The 18103-nt window shown below is 48.9% G+C and carries 14 protein-coding genes and 1 pseudogene; 8 read left to right on the top strand and 7 right to left on the bottom strand.

Annotation, left to right across the window (positions count from 1 at the left end):
- The first annotated feature begins 102 nt into the window (after window positions 1-102).
- Window positions 103-624, top strand: coding sequence for a DUF4142 domain-containing protein (locus APA10_RS05465; RefSeq protein ID WP_012813089.1), 522 nt, complete (start codon window positions 103-105; stop codon window positions 622-624).
- A gap of 346 nt (window positions 625-970) precedes the next feature.
- The gene (locus APA10_RS05460; RefSeq protein WP_174714330.1) at window positions 971-2578 is read left to right on the top strand and encodes a B12-binding domain-containing radical SAM protein; all 1608 of its coding nucleotides are present in this window, start codon (window positions 971-973) and stop codon (window positions 2576-2578) included.
- Window positions 2579-2600: 22 nt separating this feature from the next.
- On the opposite strand, the gene APA10_RS05455 is transcribed toward APA10_RS05460, so the two are convergent.
- The 5 genes from APA10_RS05455 to APA10_RS05435 all read right to left on the bottom strand — a co-directional run bounded on the left by APA10_RS05455 (window position 2601) and on the right by APA10_RS05435 (window position 10014).
- Window positions 2601-4226 carry a TolC family protein gene (locus APA10_RS05455; RefSeq protein ID WP_003630277.1) on the bottom strand — a complete coding sequence of 542 codons (1626 nt, stop codon included), beginning with the start codon at window positions 4224-4226 and terminating at the stop codon, window positions 2601-2603.
- Entirely contained in the window at window positions 4223-6049 is a 1827-nt protein-coding gene (locus APA10_RS05450; RefSeq protein WP_174714331.1) for an FUSC family protein, read from the bottom strand. The genes APA10_RS05455 and APA10_RS05450 overlap by 4 nt, the downstream gene beginning before the upstream one ends.
- Window positions 6030-7106: a multidrug transporter subunit MdtN gene (gene mdtN, locus APA10_RS05445; protein ID WP_174714329.1), complete on the bottom strand. Its 1077-nt coding sequence runs from the start codon at window positions 7104-7106 to the stop codon at window positions 6030-6032. Before mdtN ends, APA10_RS05450 begins: the two co-directional genes overlap by 20 nt.
- Window positions 7079-7240, bottom strand: coding sequence for a hypothetical protein (locus tag APA10_RS15370; RefSeq protein ID WP_003630281.1), 162 nt, complete (start codon window positions 7238-7240; stop codon window positions 7079-7081). The genes mdtN and APA10_RS15370 overlap by 28 nt, the downstream gene beginning before the upstream one ends.
- Before the next feature lie 413 nt (window positions 7241-7653).
- Window positions 7654-10014 carry a TonB-dependent receptor gene (locus APA10_RS05435; RefSeq protein ID WP_003630283.1) on the bottom strand — a complete coding sequence of 787 codons (2361 nt, stop codon included), beginning with the start codon at window positions 10012-10014 and terminating at the stop codon, window positions 7654-7656.
- Between the two features lie 300 nt (window positions 10015-10314).
- Here APA10_RS05435 and APA10_RS05430 point away from each other — a divergent pair, with 300 nt between their 5' ends.
- From APA10_RS05430 to APA10_RS05415, 4 genes are all read left to right on the top strand, one after another.
- Window positions 10315-10905, top strand: coding sequence for a PadR family transcriptional regulator (locus tag APA10_RS05430; protein WP_003630285.1), 591 nt, complete (start codon window positions 10315-10317; stop codon window positions 10903-10905).
- Between the two features lie 31 nt (window positions 10906-10936).
- Window positions 10937-11560 (top strand): O-methyltransferase, encoded by a 624-nt coding sequence (locus APA10_RS05425; protein WP_174714328.1) that lies wholly within the window; start codon window positions 10937-10939, stop codon window positions 11558-11560.
- 30 nt (window positions 11561-11590) lie between these two features.
- Entirely contained in the window at window positions 11591-12370 is a 780-nt protein-coding gene (locus APA10_RS05420) for a siderophore-interacting protein (RefSeq protein WP_003630287.1), read from the top strand.
- Window positions 12371-12521: 151 nt separating this feature from the next.
- Entirely contained in the window at window positions 12522-14030 is a 1509-nt protein-coding gene (locus APA10_RS05415) for an MDR family MFS transporter (protein WP_003630289.1), read from the top strand.
- 52 nt (window positions 14031-14082) lie between these two features.
- On the opposite strand, the gene APA10_RS05410 is transcribed toward APA10_RS05415, so the two are convergent.
- Window positions 14083-15732 carry a tannase/feruloyl esterase family alpha/beta hydrolase gene (locus APA10_RS05410; RefSeq protein WP_003630290.1) on the bottom strand — a complete coding sequence of 550 codons (1650 nt, stop codon included), beginning with the start codon at window positions 15730-15732 and terminating at the stop codon, window positions 14083-14085.
- Between the two features lie 158 nt (window positions 15733-15890).
- On the opposite strand from APA10_RS05410, the gene APA10_RS05405 reads away from it, so the two are divergent.
- Together APA10_RS05405 and APA10_RS05400 are read left to right on the top strand one after the other, a co-directional pair.
- A complete protein-coding gene (locus APA10_RS05405; RefSeq protein WP_035366036.1) occupies window positions 15891-17087 on the top strand; it encodes a DUF3500 domain-containing protein in 1197 nt (398 codons plus the stop codon).
- A 23-nt stretch (window positions 17088-17110) separates the two neighbouring features.
- Entirely contained in the window at window positions 17111-17629 is a 519-nt protein-coding gene (locus APA10_RS05400; RefSeq protein ID WP_003630293.1) for a hypothetical protein, read from the top strand.
- An 86-nt stretch (window positions 17630-17715) separates the two neighbouring features.
- Here the strand turns inward: APA10_RS05400 and APA10_RS05395 are convergent.
- A pseudogene (locus APA10_RS05395) lies at window positions 17716-18060 on the bottom strand (TonB-dependent receptor); the annotation flags it as partial.
- Window positions 18061-18103 lie beyond the last annotated feature (43 nt).

Raw genomic sequence — 18103 nt, 5'->3', positions numbered from 1 at the left:
GTGGCATGAAACCTTTAGTAAAGGGTGCCGTTCAACACATTGCGCACTGTGCGGATTTATCTTTTTTGCAAGAAAATCACCGCCTCCAAAAGGACAATACTAATGAAAAAGATGTACTTTCTTGTTGCGGCTTTATGTGTTGCTGCGCCAGCATTTGCAGAATCCTTACCAGAACGGACAGGTATTAATTCTGCAATGGGAATAGCCCCTAAAACAGATGATTTTATTCAAGGTGCTGTATGGAGCGATATTTTCGAGATTCAATCTAGCCAGCAAGCACTTTCAGAACCTTCTCTTAAAGATTTTGCATCTAAAATGATAGAAGATCACCACAAAACATCAGCAGAGCTGAAGCAGATTGTGAGTGATAACAACATGAACAATACGCTACCGGTTGATGTTGATGAATCAAGCCAAAAAAAGCTTGATACGCTTCACGGTCTTCATGGTGAAAGTTTTGTGCGGCAGTACCGGGAAGATCAGATAACGGCGCATGAAAATGCGCTCTCACTTTTTCAGCGTTATGCAAAAAATGGGGATAACCCCGCTTTGAAAAAGTGGGCAGCCAGCACGGTGCCAACGCTTGAAGAACATCTGAGATTGGCAAAGAATTTGCCGCAGTAAATTTGTAATTTTTATGTGAGTTGTAAAGCGCAAGCGTTCCAGATTGGAAATTTCATACCGAGGTGATCAGTCCCTTGGTATGTCATTTTCTTCTGGAACAGTGATTGATTTGCAATACATGCGCTCTTGAGCGTATAAGCAGTGTTCACTCAGATGAAAGGTCGTGTAACGACCTTTTGCTGGCTCTTGCCGCCCTTTGCTCTCAGATACGGCGCCCATATGGAAGGTGTCCAGAGCATTCACCCTCCATAACAAACCAAGCCCTGCAGGGGGCTGTGCGCCGTCGAAGAGAGCGAGATGTCGTCCTCTTTGATTGTGATCAGCTATTCAATCAAAGGATATCTCTGTGACGACTGATAGCTGCAAGGTCTTGATGATCTTCCCGCTTTTTAATGCCAGTTCGTTCTGGAATTACAAAGAGGCCTGTGATCTGGCCGGGGCACGTTATCCGGCGGCTCCTCTTGGTTTGATTACGGTTGCAGCGCTGCTTCCTAAAAACTGGGAGGTCAAGCTGGTGAACCGGAACACCGAGCTTCTGACGGATGATGATTTCGCCTGGGCTGATATGGTGATGACCGGCGGAATGCTCCCCCAGAGAAATGATGCCCTGCGCATTATAGAAATGTGCCGCGCCAATAATAAGCCTGTGGTGGTAGGCGGCCCGGATGTGACATCCAGCCCAGATTTGTATAGTGCGGCAAATTTTCAGGTTCTGGGTGAAGCTGAAGAAATTATGATTGATTTCATAACAGCTTGGCGTAAGGGGGATACGCATGGCGTCTTTAAGGCTCCTATGGGCAAAACAGACGTTACCAAAAGCCCTCTACCGCGCTTTGATCTGTTAAAGCTGGACCAGTACCTACATGTAGGTATTCAGTTTTCACGCGGGTGTCCGTTTAGTTGCGAGTTCTGCGATATTATTGAACTTTATGGCCGCGTGCCGCGGACCAAAACAAACGCGCAGGTTCTGGCTGAACTGGATGCACTATATGCTCTTGGGTATCGGGGGCATGTGGATTTTGTTGATGATAATCTGATTGGCAATAAAAAGGCGCTCAAGAAGTTTTTGCCGGACTTGAAACTCTGGCAGAATAAAAAGAAATTTCCGTTTGAGTTTTCAACCGAAGCATCCATTAACCTTGCTGACGACACAGATTTGTTGCGTGGTCTGGCAGAAACAAATTTCTTTGCTGTATTTATCGGGATTGAAAGCCCGGATACAGATACGCTGGTGATGACGCAGAAAAAGCAGAACACCCGGCGCAGCCTGCAAGAAAGCATTACCAAAATTCATGAAGCCGGCATTTTTGTAAATGCTGGTTTTATTGTTGGCTTTGATAGCGAAAAGGGCAGTGTTGCCGCAGGAATGGTGGATTGTATTGAAGATACAGCCATTCCTGTTTGCATGGTTGGGTTGCTATACGCTTTGCCAACAACTCAGCTTACGCGGCGCCTGCTGGCAGAGGGGCGCCTGTTTTCTGGGGGAGAGCAGACGCAATCTGGAGATCAATGCACGGCGGGGCTAAATTTTGCAACAAACCGCCCACGCCGCGATGTGTTGAATGATTACAGAACTGTGCTGGCTGAAATTTATAATCCTGTTGCATATTTTGGCCGCGTCCGTCGAATGGGGCGTATGCTTAAGCGTACGCGCGCTCATAAAATGATCCGTGGTGATTTGCGTAGCTTTGCACGGTTGCTTTTCCGTATTCATCGTGCTGGCCCCGGAACAGCCAAACAGTTCTGGCGCATGATGCTTGATTGTGGCCTGCATAACCCCAAGGCAATTCCTTACGTGGTTATGACGAGCGCGCTTTATTTACATCTCGGCCCATTTTCACGGCAGGTGGTGCGCGAAATTGATAAAGAAATTAAAGATGTAGATGAAGGGCGTTGGCATGCCCCAGCAGTACAGGTTCCGGCAAAAGTGGCAGAACTGGAGCCTGCTGCATAAACTTGGCGGATAAAGGCAGGGCTTAATAAGGCTGATATTCTGGTGTGCTGTGGTCAAGCGCACCAGTGCCGAATGCCAACCCAGCCGCTGCAATAAGTGCGGCGTAGTAGGCATCGGAATGGCTGAGCGTTGCATCTACCAAGCCATTTTCAGCCATGGATGTTTGTACAATAGACCCAACACCATTGCGGTAGGCAGCATATGCGGCATCAAAAGCCGTTTGTGCGGCTGTTTCCAGCTTGGCGGAAGATGCATAAGCCGCCAAGCTTGTGTGTAGCGCATTTTCAGCCACCACAATTTGTTTGACGGATGAATCAACCGTTTTTTGCAAGGCAGCGTTAGCGCTATCTGCTTGATCCTGCGCCTGCTTAAGTTGTGCAGCACGCATGCCTCCATCAAAAATCGGCACGGAAACACCACCAAGGATCACGCTGCTTAGAGAATTGGAGGAGAGGTTGAGAGTAGGGGAGGAATCACTGCCTACTCCCGGCACAGAAGAAAGTGCTAAATGGCCGGTTGTATAGGCCACGTTTCCGGTTATAAAAATCTTGGGTAGAAATTCGCTTTTAGCGGCCGCAACCTGGCTTCTGGCGGCTTTTGCATGGGCATATGCTGCAAGAACATCTGCGCGCCGAGAAACAGCCTGCTGAATAAAGGCATCACTCAGCCGGGTATCATCTAATGCCAAAGGCCTGTCAGATACATTTTCTGTTTCAAAATGCGTGCGGGGTGAAATACCGATTGCGTTAACGAGTTCCAGATACGTGTTTTCAACATCACCTTGTGCCTGAACAAGGCGGAGTTCTGTTTGGGCTGTGGCCTGTTGGGCTTGTGTCACATCTACAATAGTGCCTTGCCCATGTTTAAGGCGCGCTTGCGCAGCTTCTTGCACGCGTTTGGCGTTTTCTAGTGCTTTCTCCAGAAAATGCACGCGGGATACGGCGGCAGCATGTGTATAAAAAGCGATCGTAACGCTGTAGATAATTTTTTGGTGTTCTGCGGTGAACAGAATATTTGCGCCAATCTGGGCTTGCTGAACGGCAGCAAGTATTGCTTCTCGCTTACCAAAATCAAAAAGCAGCCATTCTAACCCTAATGTTTGAATTTCCCCGGCACCTGAGCGCGAATTACGCATACCTCCAATAAGGTTATTAAAATTGGTAACCCCACCATTAAAGATTTCTCCCGCAGCGCCACCATTGCTGATGCTAGGAGTATCCCCATTATTGCGTGCGCGGTTGTAACCGCCCACGACAGTTGCCGTAAGGCGTGGAAGATACGTGCTTTTGGCTATGCCTACGGCTAATGCGGCATCTCGTGCAGTATCCCATGCCCGGCGTGTATCGGGGTTGGTGGATTGGGCAATGTCAATCAGTTCAGCTAAACTGTAAGCATGGCCAGCCTGTGTTGTCATGGCAGTATCAGCCGGGCGTATTTCAATCTGCTTGTTGGATGGTAGCGTATAGCCCGGAGGTAGAACCAGACCGTGAGCATTTGCGCGCCCGGGTTTGATTTCACCATTAGCAGAAAGATTTGGTTCCCATGGTGTGTTGGGCTGGGAAGGGGCTGTTTCCAGTTCCTGCGTTGCACATCCACAAAGCATCATAACTGCACAACAGGCAACAAGACGGAAAGAGGCATGAGTCATTGTGCGTTGCGTTCCAGTTGTTCGATATATGCGGTGGTGTGCGCTGGGGTATCTTCCAGCAAGTTGGTAGCTAAATGGTCAGCTTGTATCAATGTGTTATGCCATGTGGCCAATTGGTTCTGGTGTTGCTGGGTATCTGCGCCCGGATTTGCTGGCTCCGTCTGGGTGTATTCCAGTGTAAGTTTTGCGGCGTCTAAAGCACTTTGAGCTTGCGCAAACAGGGCCTCGCGTTGCTGGAGTGTGGGAGCTGTTGCCTGTTTGCGTAAAAGCTGGAAGAGAGCTTTCAGCTTTGCGGGCACCATATTGCGGGCACTTGCAGGCCAGAAACTGGTGAAAATGGCGTACGTAATAAAATTACCAATCATAATCCCGACAATGCGGTCTCGCGCTGTCGTCATATCACTTGTTGGGCCATAGCCGTTCAGATCGGTCAGATAGAAGGCAAGGCCGATCTGAAACCCGGCATAAGCAATACGTTGATTACCAGCTTTGACCCATGCAGCCAGAAGAGACACACTAAAAATAAGAACCAGAAATCCTGTTACACCATCAAGGTGCGGCATAACCCAAATAATACTTAAAATACCAATAGCTCCGCCAATAAGGGCACCGGTAATACGTAGCGTTAATTTAGATATCATCTCGCCTGTAGTGGGGAGGGCAACAATAAAACATGTAATGATACAGGTGTGAATACCTGGCCAGTCCAGCATTTTGAATAAAAGATAACTGCTCATAACCGCTGCTGTGCCTTTCACAGCAAAGCGAATATGGTCAGGATTGCGAAATGCATCAGGAAAGAAAAATCCTGAACTCTTTTCAGGCTTTTCAGATTCTACAGTAACCGGCGTGGTGAAGGTTGGCAGAAGCGAGGCCAATTTTCGCAGTGTTGTGCATTTCTCAGGGTTTGTAGGGGGAATAATATTGGTAGGATAATCTCCACGCGCAAAGATGGTTGCCATTTCATTAAGCGTGTTCAGCAATTCAGCGGACGCGGTTGCTTCTGAGCGTGCCGCGTTGAGTGAGAGAGCCAGCACAGCCACGCTGGCATTTGCGGCTTGTTGCAGGCAGGCCAGATCCTGCGGTGACCAGATTTTTTCCAGCTTGGCCATTTTTACATTGCGCATCATCTCAGAAGCCCCAGTGTTGAGAAGGCCGCTTGCATGATCAAGCAATGTAGGATCTGGGTTTTGTAATAAGGAAATGGAAAGTTTAAGGCGTTCCGTTATGCCTTCTGTAAGAATCGTTTTGGGTGAGGGGCAGATAAGAAGCCCGAGCACAACCATAACCGCCCCGGGCACAGCCAGAAAAAGGTCTGCATACAGTATGGCGCGGGTAACAATTTCACCTACCGGAACTTGGTCAATGGCAATAAGAGCGTAAACAATAATCAGCCCAAGCATATAGGCCACAGGTTTGAGTTTGCTGGCTGAACCCAGAAAGAAAAAGCCGAAAGATAGCAGCGCAATAACAATAATCAGCCAAAGTGGATGATCCAGCGTAAGCCGGATAAGCCCGTAAACAAAGGCCAACAGAAAAAGAATAATGATGTTAAGACCAATTGCCGCCAAAGCATTGGTAACGCGGTCTTTCTGCCACAATGCCATGGTAACAAGAGCTGGCACGGCCAGATCAGGTACTTGCCAGATTTCCCCAACTAATACCGTGGTTGTGCATCCTGCTGCCATGCGCAGAGCATAACCAAGGCGGCCAGGAGCAGGATTACACACCAGCGCCCATATGCGTGAGAGCGTGAGTTTAGGAGAACTATTCCTATCTTGCTCACCTTGCTGGGGAGAGAGATCAGTGGCAGGCGGCACCATACCGGATCTCAACATTAGCAGTGGCCCCCATACGCAACAGTTCGGGCCGGATATCGTCTATCTGGATACGTACAGGAAAACGCTGGGCAACATGCACCCAATCCATCTGACGTGGCACAATAGGAAGCGCGCGGGCAAGAATGGTTGTATCGGCAGACATAATGCCCCAGCCAATGCTTTCTACATGTCCGCGTAAGGGCGTATGCCGATTGATCATGGAATAAACCGTGACACAATCGCCCGCGTGGATGGAGGAAAGGTTAATTTCACGGATGGGGGCTGTAACGTACCACGCATCGTCTGCAATCAGGGTAAACAGCACTTGTGATGGTGCCAGAACCTCACCGGGTTTGACTTGTAAACTCGTCACATATCCATCTGTAGGGGCGATGACTGTTGTCTGGCGGAGTTCATAACGTGCATGATCCAGCGCGGCCTGACTTGCAGCCTGTGCCGCCAGAGAACTTTTAAGGTCACCCACCGCCATATCTGCCGCAACAGATTGTTGGTGAGCCTGCGCCAATGAAACTTCAGCATTATGCAGCGCTACTCGTGCCTGATCGTATTCCTGCCATGGAATATAGGCTTTCCCGGCCAATGGTTTCAGGCGTTCTGTGGTACGGGCGGCAAGATCGCGGTTTGTTTGGGCGCGGGTAATCTGATCTGTAGCTACAGCAGCATTGGCGGTTTTAACACCAACAAGTCGCTTCTGGTTTTCTACCTCAGCGTTTGCCAGTTCCAGATTGGCTTCTGCCTGCCTTACAGTTAGCAAATAAGGCTCCGGGTCCAGACGATACAATACGTCGCCTTTATGAACATGCTGGTTGACGTGAACCCGCAGGTCGATCAACCGTCCACCTACGGTGGAGGCAACATGCACCAGTTCCGCATCAATGCTTGCGCTGTCAGAGCTTGGATATTTATTGCTTTTATGGGCAACAACAACGCCTAATAGGGTTGCTGCTCCAATACAGGTAACCGCAATAAGAATACCTAAGGGCTTTTTGCCTGAAATACGCACGTGCTGCATTAACCCGGCCCAAACACAAAGACCCATAATGCCAAGGCAGACAGAACACCCAAGGCAACATAGGTAAAAAGGCGAAAGCTCAAAAGAGTATCAATTCCCGTTAGAAGGAATATAACGCGCAGAATAAGTGCGACCGCAATACCCGTTAACCCGCACACCATCCATGCAGGAAAATAAGCGCCAACTATAGGAAAAGAAGGCGCCCCTTGAAATGTACACCCGCTCACCAGTGGAACGAGTAAAACAGAGAGAAACCTATGGAAGGGTTTGGGTATCATACGGGCAAGAAGGCTTTTCTATAATCAATGTCAGTATTTTTCGGTTAGCATGTTTCCAGCGAAAGAATAGGCAGAAAAAACAGGTTCACTTCCAAAACCACCCAAACTTAACGGTGTTAAAATGGAGGAGGTGGGAAATAAATGTCAAGCATCAAAACATTTATGCCATGTGCGTAATCGATATTAACAGAAAGATCAGATGTTTCTGGAATAATTGTATGAAACTGAACGGCTCTGCGCACTGCCTTTAAGAAACAGAGTGCAGAGCCACTTAAATACTATAGTGAGGTATGGAATTAAAAATCAGCAGAAAGAGTAGCCGTTACCACAAATGGTGAACCGATAACGTAAGTGGGCTGTGAGCCAGACAGGCTTTTGCCCGTAAGCACACCATGCTGTGTTTTGGCGTTTGTTGTATAACCATACATTGAAGACAGATAATGGTTATCACCAAGGTTCACGAGGTTCAGCTTGATTTTAGGAGAGACGTGGCCAATCTGTGGCAAACGTCTACCAAAGCCAAGGTTGGCCGTAACGTAACCGGGAATGCTCTGATCGTTCATAAGCGTGGCGTATTGGGCGCCAGTATATTGCAGCGTAAAGTTGCCGAACCATTTGCCATCATTATAAGTCAGGCCCAGTGAGCCAGAAAATTGTGGTGCGCCAACTTCCTGTTTGCCTTTTGTTGCAAGATAATCTCCTGCATAGGCAATATTGTTCCCGTTTTTAGTGTGCATATACTGGCCGGATGCATAAGCACTTACGTGGTGCCAAGGGCGCGTGGCCAGTTCAGCCTGAATACCGTAGGCTTCCATGCCGCCAGCGTTGATCAACTGTGAAATGGTTGATGTTGATCCGGGTTCGTAGCTTACGGCCGAAACCTGATGGTTTGTCACATTATAATGAAAGCCGGCCAGATTGGCCATAAACAGGCCGCTATAGCGATACCCTATTTCTTCTGTAATCATGTATTCCGGCTTGTAATCAGACATCGGGAGAGATGTCGCCTTGCCATTGTTGTAGCTGTAAGAGGCAAGCTGTGAACTCAGGCCCGCAGGCAAGTGGTAACCGGTTGTGCCGTTTACATAGATCTGATGGTTCGGATTAAAGCGGTAATTGATAAGCACCTGTGGTGAAGGAACAAACACGTTTTTAATGGATTTGCTTGCCGTTACGCCTGGTAGATCTTGGGTGTATTGGCGGTTAGCCATGACCATTCTAATGCCGCCATCAATAGTCAGGCGGTCATGCAGGAACGACATTTTGTCGTCCACAGCAAAGCTATTCAACTGCTGTAAGGCGTTTTCATTATCTTCGTTAATAAGCAGGCCGCCGTTGGCAGTAAGGGGGGCGCCATTGGAATTCCAATGCCCACTGCCATTTACAGGGTAAAACTTCTGGGAGGCTGCTTCCTGAGCGTAAGAATACCAATAAGTAAAGTTAAGCGTATTGAATTTATGCTTCCAATGTCCGGTAAGTGTTAAGCCGGAGGAAATTGTATACCAGTCTGAAACTTCAACAGATGTCAGCTTGCTAACTGATGGGTCATATCCAGGTAGGTTTTTATAATCATCAAGATGCGCGTATTTTTCTGCCCCCGCGTAACCATTGGCAACGGGTACGGTTTCCCCGTAATAATAAGGTCCATGAAATTCAACAGAATAGGCTTGTGCATCCAGGCTAAGGCCATGGCCAAAGCTGAAATGGTTTTTTAATGTGCCGTAAATAGCCCCGGTATTTTTGCCGTTAAGCCCAACGTAGTGCGTATCGCCATTGTAATACTGGTTGTTCAGGCCATATTTTGTGCCGTAGGTTTTCCAGTTCGCCAAGGATGGATAAAGCCATTCTCCCTGAGCGGCATCTGTAAAACCAAAAATGGCTTCTGAATGACTACCCGGTGCCCAGCTTTTTGTAAGTGCTGCATCTACATGCCATTTGCGGATATCGCCAGCGCCACGCCACATATCACTGCGGGCGTAGGAACCTGAAACAAAGCCTCGCACGCCGGAATGCCCGATTTCTCCCGTATCATAGCGGATAAAGTCTTTGTTGGTACCGTAAGATCCGCCTGAAGCCGCAACATGCACATTCTGGTGGTCCATGGGGTGGCGGACTGTGGCAGAAACTTCGGCCCCTGTTGCGTTATAGGTTGGTGAATTAATATCCACCGACCCCTGCATTACATTCACCTGGCCCATATTCTCACTATCAACGAGAGAGGGGGTGTAGGTGCTGTACGTAAATGGGTTGGCTGCGGGCATGCCTTCAAGCGTGACACCAATTTCTGCCTGCGCCATGCCGCGAATATGTATGGTGGAAAATGAGGTTGTAAGCGGACCTTCACTGGCAGACACCACGCCGGGCACTGTCTGGATCAGTGACTCGATTGTGGAGGTGGGAGACTGCATTTCGATATAGCTATGGGAAAGTGAGCTTATCGTTTTGGCAGATGTCTGTTTCACCATCATGCCGCCGCCTGCTGTCTTGCGCGAGACGACGTCAACATTCTCATCCTTGGCTTTCGGCAATTTAGCCGATTTTTTTGCAGCAAGGGGAGCGTGATTTTTATGTTTATCCGGGTTGCTGCTCGCTTTGGCTACGGTTGCGGTGTTTTGAGCAAATAAACAAACTGTGCTCAGGATAAGGAACTTTTTCATTGCGGTGTCTCATCTCCCCATAAGGCGCCGCAACCTATCTGACTTTTCTTGTACGTTTGATAACTATTGTAAAAATTCATTTATATTACACATAGTATTCACAAAACATTCACAGATTGTATGAAAAATGGGGATTCTACGTATATGGCAAAATATTGCCTGCTTATGTTTTGCCTTATTTGTGTGCTGGCACGCGCGTGCAGGTTACTTTTGTGAGTGGGGTAGGGAGCCAATGGAGGCATTAAGAAATATATCTAGATATATCTTGACATACGATATATCGGAATCTATATCGGAATCATGAAACACAGACATAAACACGCAGGCGGTCGGAACCGCCAGGTTTTCTCCCCTGAAGGAACAACAGGTTCTGGAGGGAAACATCGTCACCAACACGGTCGGGGTGGTGGCCGACGCGGTGGCCGCAGCAGGCTTTTTGATTATGGCGAAATCCGTCTACTGGTTCTGAAGATGATTTCAGAAAAACCGACTTACGGTTATGAACTTATCAAGGATATCGAAGAAAAATTTGGGGGAAGTTATACCCCAAGCCCCGGCGTTATTTATCCAACACTCACTTGGCTGGAAGAAGCCGGATATATCCGCCCGGCTGATGGCGAAAGCCGTAAAAACTACCAGATCACACCAGAAGGTGAGGCATTTTTGTCTGCCAATCGGGTAGGTTTAGAGGAAATCCTTTCTCGTACAGCGGCCGCGGAACCTGAAGGAAGAGGTGGGCGTAAGAATATTCCCATGCCTGTGATGCGTGGCATGGAAAACTTGAAAACTGCTTTACGTCTTCGGTTACGTAATGGTGGCCTTGATCCGGCAGCAGAAGAAAAAATTGCAGCACTCTTAGATGAGGCAGCACGGGGTATTGGGCAGGTTTAAAGGCGTAAGCTGCAAAATAATAAGAGGAAAGATGATCATGGATGATAAAATTCAGGCAGTTCTCACCCTCTATCATGAACGTATGCAGCAAGAACGCAGCCAGCCGCGTGTGGAAGCACCCGGCGGGCGTGATGGAGGGCATGACCAGCGCATGCGCTCCATCGGCCCGGAAACAGGGCAATTGCTGAATATTCTGGCCAAGAGCCTCAAAAGTCCAACTATTTTGGAACTCGGCACATCTTTTGGATATTCTGGCATCTGGCTTGCTGAAGCTGCGAGAGCAACAGGCGGCAAGCTGATTACGATGGAATTGCATGACTATAAATCTGCCTATGCTCAACAAATGGCACAGCAGGCCGGTTTGGCGGATTGGATAGATTTCCGCGTAGGTGATGCCGTGCAGATGATTGATGATCTGAACGAAAAAGTAGATTTCGTTTTTGTTGATCTCTGGAAAGATCTTTATGTGCCTTGCCTAAAGGCGTTTTATCCACGCCTTAACCCCGGTGCAATTATTGTGGCGGATAATATGATCCGCCCCGGCACAGAAGATGTAAAACGTTATGGGCAGGCTATACGCGCATTGCCGGGTATTTCCAGTGTCTTGCTGCCTGTTGGGACGGGCATAGAAGTGAGCCGTTTAGAAGCAGAATAGAAACTTCAGCAAGCAACAGGATAAAATGGAATGACAACTCAGAATGTTTTTTCTGGTGCTCCCAATGCGCCAGAAATCCAGCGCGTGCGGCATGAACTGCACCGTCGCTCCTTAGAGGTTGTAAAGGTAGAGCGCCTTACCCCACATATAATCAGGGTGACTCTTGCAGGGCCAGATTTGGCAGGATTTGGCAGTGCGTCTCCTGATGATCATATTAAGATATTCATCCCTGGGTTGGATGGTATCCCAGTTCGTCGGGATTACACGCCGCGTAAATATGATTCAGAAGCAGGCACGCTGGTGTTGGATTTTGTGAATCATGAAGGAGGTCCTGCAGCGGCATGGGCGCGGGCAGCAAAAGTAGGTGACCATCTAGAAATTGGTGGCCCAAAAGGGTCTCAAATTATTTCTGGAAATATCGCACATTGGCTCCTGATTGGGGATGAAACAGCTTTGCCGGCCATTGGCCGCAGGATTGAGGAACTTTCCGCTCCAAGCCAGGTAACAACAATTGTTGCTGTGCCAGAGCAGGAAGATGAACAGATATTCAAAACAGCTGCGCAACATACAGCGCATTGGGTGCATCGTCCCTTGGATAAAGCGGATGATGCACGAGATATTGTGTCTGTTTTGGCAGGCATGGATATACCAGAGCGTACGTTCGTCTGGGTTGGCGCAGAAGCGCGCGTTGCAAAAACAGTACGCCAATATCTTCTTGAAAAACGCGGTATTGCTGCGCAATGGATCAAAGCATCTGGTTATTGGGTTAAAGGGCAGGCAGATGCATCCGTTAAAGATGTGGGTGCATAAGGTAGAGGCCAAGGCATAAGTCGTAGATATTCATCCTGCTTATGTTACCAGCCAGACAATGGCTGAAGGCTTTAACAGGTTTTACATCAAGGGCTGCTCATAATACCTGTTACCTCACTTATGATCTGTTTTGATAGTACAGGAACTTTACGTGCAGTCATCCTCTGCGGCGGAACCTTCATCTGCCTATTCTCCAACCACGCGTATCCTTGTGTTCATCGGTCTTATCATGACCATGATTATGGGGGCGCTTGACCAGAGTATTGTTTCAACGGCTCTACCCACCATTGTCAGCGATCTTGGCGGCTTGGCGCGTATGTCGTGGGTGGTTACAGCGTTTATGTTAACCTCCACCATTGCAACGCCCATGTATGGCAAGCTGTCTGACATGTTTGGCAGGCGGCCATTGCTGGCGTTTAGTATTGGGGCCTTTCTGTTTGCGTCGCTTCTGTGTGGTATCGCGCAGAACATGTGGCAGCTTATTTTGTTCAGGGGCTTGCAGGGTGTTGGGGCAGGTGGGCTGATGACCCTGTCGCAAACGGTTATTGGCGATATGGTAACGCCACAGCAACGCGGCCGTTACCAGGGGCTTTTTACCGGCGCTTTTGCTGTAAGCAGTGTTACGGGGCCATTTTTGGGCGGCGTGCTCACAAGCGCACTTTCATGGCGCTGGGTGTTTCTTGTTAACTTGCCCATTGGGTTGCTGGCTTTTGCGTTAATTATGTTCAGCCTGCCTGCGGGGCGGTCCGAAGCCAAACCTCAGATTGATTATCTGGGTGCTGGATTGCTGAGTATTGCAACAGCAGGCTTTTTGCTTCTGTTCAATTCTGTAGGCACATCTTTGGCCTGGACATCTCCGTTAACCTTTCTGCTCTTTGGTTTGAGCCTTGCTGTTTTTTATCTGTTTATCCGACAGGAGAGGCAGGCCCCCGAACCACTTATAAATCTTGGGTTGTTGCGCATTGCCAATTTTTCCGTTTGCGTTGCCGCAACAGGTATTATGTCCTTCGCCATGATGGGATCACTGGTTTTTCTGCCTTTATACTACCAGCTTGTTCTGGGGCAGACACCGGCAACTTCTGGCCTGATGATGCTGCCGCAAGTTGGCACTATGCTCGTGAGCTCCATATTGGGTGGGATAGTTTCCTCCAAAACGCAGCGTTACGAGCTTTTACTTGCGATAGGTGTGGGTATTGAGTTTTCAGCACTCAGTCTCATTGCATATTGTGCGCATCATGGTGCACCGCCTCTGTTCTTTCTCATCAGCCTTGGCTGTCTGGGGGTAGGCATGGGTATTGGTATGCCTAACGCTACCGTTATTATTCAGAACTCGGTGCCAAGTAATGCGCTGGGTATTGCCACGGCTATGATGTCTTTTATCCGTTCATTGGGCGGATCTTTGGGTGTGGCGCTATCTGGAGGGGTTATGGCGCTTACTCTGCAACACCGGCTGCAAGCCATAGCGGACAAAATTGATATTTCTGCGTTTCTGGAAAAAGGCATGGTGGCCATTCAAGCCCTTTCTCCAGCCATGCACGCACAGGTAACCGAAGCATATAAGGGTGCCATTAGTGCCAGCCTGAGCGTAAGCAGCAGCTTTATGTTTTTGGCATTTTTAATGATTGTTGGGCTGATGATACGGAAAGTCCGATCAAGTTAGAAAGCGTTATAAACACACAGTAAGGCCCGGAATACACCGGGCCTTTTTATGCTTATTTACTCTGGCTCTCAGGCGTAATGCAGGTAAAGCTGCTGGCGTCATCCATATTGCCATGCCCATCATATCGGGCAACTTTGGGCCAAGCACAAAGGGGGCGGGTGCGCACAACTTTGCCGTTGCTTACGCGGGAGGCCACAATTGTTTCAGGGGCCTGCTTGTTGCTCACCCAGTTATCAATAGCACCAAGCTTGCTGAATGTGTCACATCCTGCGCCACCGTAGCAATGGCCCATACCGGGAATGGTTATCAGCTTAACATCGTTCTGATATTCTGGCCCGGCATTATGCTGGAGAGACTGATAATAACCAGCCAACTGTTCAGGGTTATGGCCATCATTCCAGCCAATATACATCAGCAGTCGGCCACCATGCTGGAAGAACGGCGTGAGGTTATCATCAACATGCAAAAGTGGGCCTACTTTGCGTGTGGCTTCCTCTATATCAGTATCCCATTTCAGGGTTGTCCAATCCCAATTTGGGTTTTGGAAGGCAGCGTATTTGAAGAGATCTAGCGCGACAGGAAAAGCTTTGCCATCGGCGGAAAAGCCGTCTTCGCTTCCTTTTGCAGGGCCAGGGAAAATCACTTCATGCGTTTGTAGGTTTACCGGGCCCTGATAGATGTTGTTAGCGGCCTGAACTTCATTTGCCGTCAGGCAGGATGAGGTATCATTCCCGTTGCACAAAAGCTGATCTGGCGTGAATGTGCACTTATCCGGCTCATCCAGAAAACCCTGTTTTTTGCCAACGGGAGAAGCACAGGCATTCATGACCGCTGTATTTAACAGACGAAACTTATCGCGTGATACGCGCAAGGCCGGATTGTGATAGCTCATCCAGCCCGCCCAGAGTTGCTCGGCATTAAAGTTCACAATCGGGTTTGGGGGCGCGCCGGCAACAATGCCATCGTAATCTTCTGGGTATCTCTTTGCTTCAATCAGCCCTTCAAGGCCGCCAAGTGAACAGCCTATCCAGTAAGCATGGCTGGCAGGTTTTTTGTAAAACGCTTCAATCAGAGCTTTGGCTGTTGTGGTCATTAAATGATCAGCGCGGTAAGCGTAATCAATCAGTTTTTCTGGGTGGCCAAGCGTAAAGCGCCCACCTTGGCCTTCTGGGGTAGAACTATCATGCCCGGTATCGGTGCTGGCCACGGCGTAACCTTCGCCCACACCTGTAGCCATGCCATAATACATGAGAGAGCCAGCCCAGCCAAAATTGCCAACGCCCAACAATTTGCCATTCCAGCCTTTGAGGGGCAGCCAGACTTCCGTTCGGATCTGTGAATCAGCAGAAGGGTGTAGGGTAATCGCCACACGGCAGAAAGCCGGATTTGGGGCCTGCGTAGCGTGCCCCGCTACATTCATGCCCGGAGCAGACATAATGCGGCTGAGCTGATTTTGTGGCGGTTGCCATTTTCCGGCCTCTATAACTTCCACAGTGGTAAATGTTGCGTCTGGTAAAGCTTGATGCGCGAGTTCTGCACAGCTTGTGGCATGGGCCATGTGCGGCAGCATGAGTGCTGCCAGGGTGGCTCCCGTTACACAAAGGGAAAAGCGGCGTGGGAGTGCCGTCAACAGCGCTGAAAGTGGTTGCGGATAAGGCATGAGAAAACCTGCAGAAAAAGTGACACAATAATATGGTGCCATGCGCTGGACAGCTTTTAAGCGGCACTCGCGTGGCGATGGATAACATTCTGGACGGGAATAGAGGCAAAAGGAAACCCTCTTGAGCCAAAATCACGATCCATGCAGTGTTGATGGTAAAAGGCAATTATATTTGACCAAAGAGGCAAAGCAGAAAACGTATGCGAAAATTTTTTGGTATAGTAGGTGGGTTATTAAGCGTAATGCCTGCAATGGCGCAAACTTCTGCACCACCGGTATCGCCAGCTTTGGTGCGTGCGGATGAATCTGCAACAGCCCAGCAGACCCATGCCGTGGTTATGGCTGCGCAGTCTTTTCTGTCCACTCTAGATGCACAGAAACGTGCTGCTGTAGAGTTGCCTTTTACTGTGCAAAAGTCTGCCACACTTGCGCGTTTTCGGCGCAGCGCTCCAGATCAGCCTGTGCAGCCCGTAACAAATGCGCAAGCAAATCAACCAACAGTGCGTGGGCCGGGTATGGGGCCGCCGGGTGGCTTTATTGGTGAACGCTATGGTGCATCAGTATGGTCCAACTTTCCGGTTAGTGATGTGCTGCGTCCCGGTTTGCAGATGGGGCAGCTCACACCCGTTCAGCAGACTGCCGCGTTGCATTTATTGCAGATGGTTCTGAGCCCTAAAGGCTACCAGAAGGTGCTGGATATTATGGGGGCTGATCAGGCATTGGCCGATAGCGGAACGCCTTTTGCCTCTGGTAAAGCGGTTTACACCATAGCTATTTTTGGTGACCCATCAGAAACAAAGCCGTGGATGATTCAGTTTGGTGGGCATCATCTCGGTTTGAATATAGTTATTGATGGTGAGCATGGGGTGATGACACCCACCTTAACAGGTGCGCAGCCGGCTGTTTATACAGACAATGGCAAAGTGGTACGTGTTTTGGCTGGGGAGAATGATCGTGCTTTTGCGCTGCTGAATGCGCTGGATGCAAAGCAACGTCAGCAAGCTATTTTACCCTACAAAGTAGAAGATCTGGTGCAGGGGCCGGGCCATAATGGTGAAACCATTGTTCCCGAAGGCATAAAAGGCTCTGCTCTTACAAGCGCCCAAAAAGAACTGCTTATGGCGGTGATTGGAGAATGGGCAGGCATTATTAATGATACCTATGCGGCACCTCGGCTGAAGGAGATTAGGGAAGACCTGAACGATACCTGGTTTGCTTGGAGCGGCCCAACAACACATGCGCCTGACCGCAACGGCTCATCCTATTATCGTATTCAGGGGCCACGGCTTCTGATTGAGTTTTCACCTCAAGGGGTAGGGGATGACCCGACCATGCATGTGCACACGGTATATCGTGATCCTACCAATAGTTATGGCAGCCGGTACACAGCGCAGTGAAACCAACATTATCCTTCTTACTGATGCTGGCTGGGCTAACAGCTTTTGTGGTGCCAGCATGGGCGCATCGTCTGGATGAGTATTTGCAGGCCACAGTTATTGATGTTTCGCGGCAAGAGATAGATGTTGCTTTGCGCCTGACGCCGGGAGTAGATGTGGCATCTCAAGTTCTGCATCAAATTGATACGGATGGAGGTGGTGGTCTCTCTGCGCAGGAACAGCAGAAATATGCGCAATATGCCATAAGCCAGCTGTCTTTAACGTTGGATGGCACATCTCTTTCTATCAAGCTGAAGGACTATGTATTTCCGAGTGTTGAAGAATTACGTGCAGGAAGTGGCACGATAAGTTTGCACCTTAGGGCGCAGGCTGTTCTCAAGCCCGGTAGGCACAAATTGAGATATAGTAATCAAGGGTCAGGAGCAGATACCGTTTATTTGGTGAATGCGCTGCTTCCGCATGATCATACCATTCACATACAGAGCCAAAAACGCTCACCCAATCAGGCTGTTTATGATCTGGACTTTACTGTTGATCAGTAGGTTCTTTTTGTAAAAAGGGATATCCTGTGTTTTTAGGTGCGTAGCATAAAATTTCGGCAGGATATCCCAAGTATTATAAGCAGGTTTTAAAAGTCTACGCTTGCTCCACCCATAACCATAAAGGGTGCGGCAATTGAAAAGGTGCTGCTTCCGCCTTTAATGCTGGTGCCATACATGCCGGTAGTAGCCAGAGCGTTGGCGGCGGTGCCATTTACATAGCCCAAGTAATGTCTGTCTGTAATGTTACGCAGGTTTAGCTTGAGTGTTGGAGACTTGAAAGCTCCCATATCTGGAAAACGATACCCAACATTGATGTTCATCGTCAGATAACCGGGAATGTGCTGATCATTCACAAAAGTTGAATACTGTTTGGCAACATATTTCAGGCTGTATCCACCAAATAGATGCCCATCATCGTAATCAACGCGGATTTCTCACACTTGAGGCAATTTCGGGTCATTTTGTAGAATTCAG

It is taken from the genome of Acetobacter pasteurianus subsp. pasteurianus LMG 1262 = NBRC 106471, assembly GCF_000285275.1.
GTDB lineage: Bacteria > Pseudomonadota > Alphaproteobacteria > Acetobacterales > Acetobacteraceae > Acetobacter > Acetobacter pasteurianus.
The sequence above is the reverse complement of the archived record's forward strand: the minus strand, read 5'-3'. Positions and strand labels throughout refer to the sequence as shown.

What these genes read in the sequence shown, in the direction of transcription:
- APA10_RS05430 (WP_003630285.1), top strand. Translation starts at nt 10,315, where the DNA reads ATGAAACACAGACATAAACACGCAGGCGGTCGGAACCGCCAGGTTTTC.
- APA10_RS05465 (WP_012813089.1), top strand. Translation starts at nt 103, where the DNA reads ATGAAAAAGATGTACTTTCTTGTTGCGGCTTTATGTGTTGCTGCGCCA.
- APA10_RS05400 (WP_003630293.1), top strand. Translation starts at nt 17,111, where the DNA reads ATGCTGGCTGGGCTAACAGCTTTTGTGGTGCCAGCATGGGCGCATCGT.
- APA10_RS05410 (WP_003630290.1), bottom strand. Translation starts at nt 15,732, where the DNA reads ATGGCACCATATTATTGTGTCACTTTTTCTGCAGGTTTTCTCATGCCT.
- mdtN (WP_174714329.1), bottom strand. Translation starts at nt 7,106, where the DNA reads ATGGGTCTTTGTGTTTGGGCCGGGTTAATGCAGCACGTGCGTATTTCA.
- APA10_RS15370 (WP_003630281.1), bottom strand. Translation starts at nt 7,240, where the DNA reads ATGGTGTGCGGGTTAACGGGTATTGCGGTCGCACTTATTCTGCGCGTT.
- APA10_RS05420 (WP_003630287.1), top strand. Translation starts at nt 11,591, where the DNA reads ATGACAACTCAGAATGTTTTTTCTGGTGCTCCCAATGCGCCAGAAATC.
- APA10_RS05455 (WP_003630277.1), bottom strand. Translation starts at nt 4,226, where the DNA reads ATGACTCATGCCTCTTTCCGTCTTGTTGCCTGTTGTGCAGTTATGATG.
- APA10_RS05405 (WP_035366036.1), top strand. Translation starts at nt 15,891, where the DNA reads ATGCGAAAATTTTTTGGTATAGTAGGTGGGTTATTAAGCGTAATGCCT.
- APA10_RS05450 (WP_174714331.1), bottom strand. Translation starts at nt 6,049, where the DNA reads ATGGTGCCGCCTGCCACTGATCTCTCTCCCCAGCAAGGTGAGCAAGAT.
- APA10_RS05435 (WP_003630283.1), bottom strand. Translation starts at nt 10,014, where the DNA reads ATGAAAAAGTTCCTTATCCTGAGCACAGTTTGTTTATTTGCTCAAAAC.
- APA10_RS05425 (WP_174714328.1), top strand. Translation starts at nt 10,937, where the DNA reads ATGATCATGGATGATAAAATTCAGGCAGTTCTCACCCTCTATCATGAA.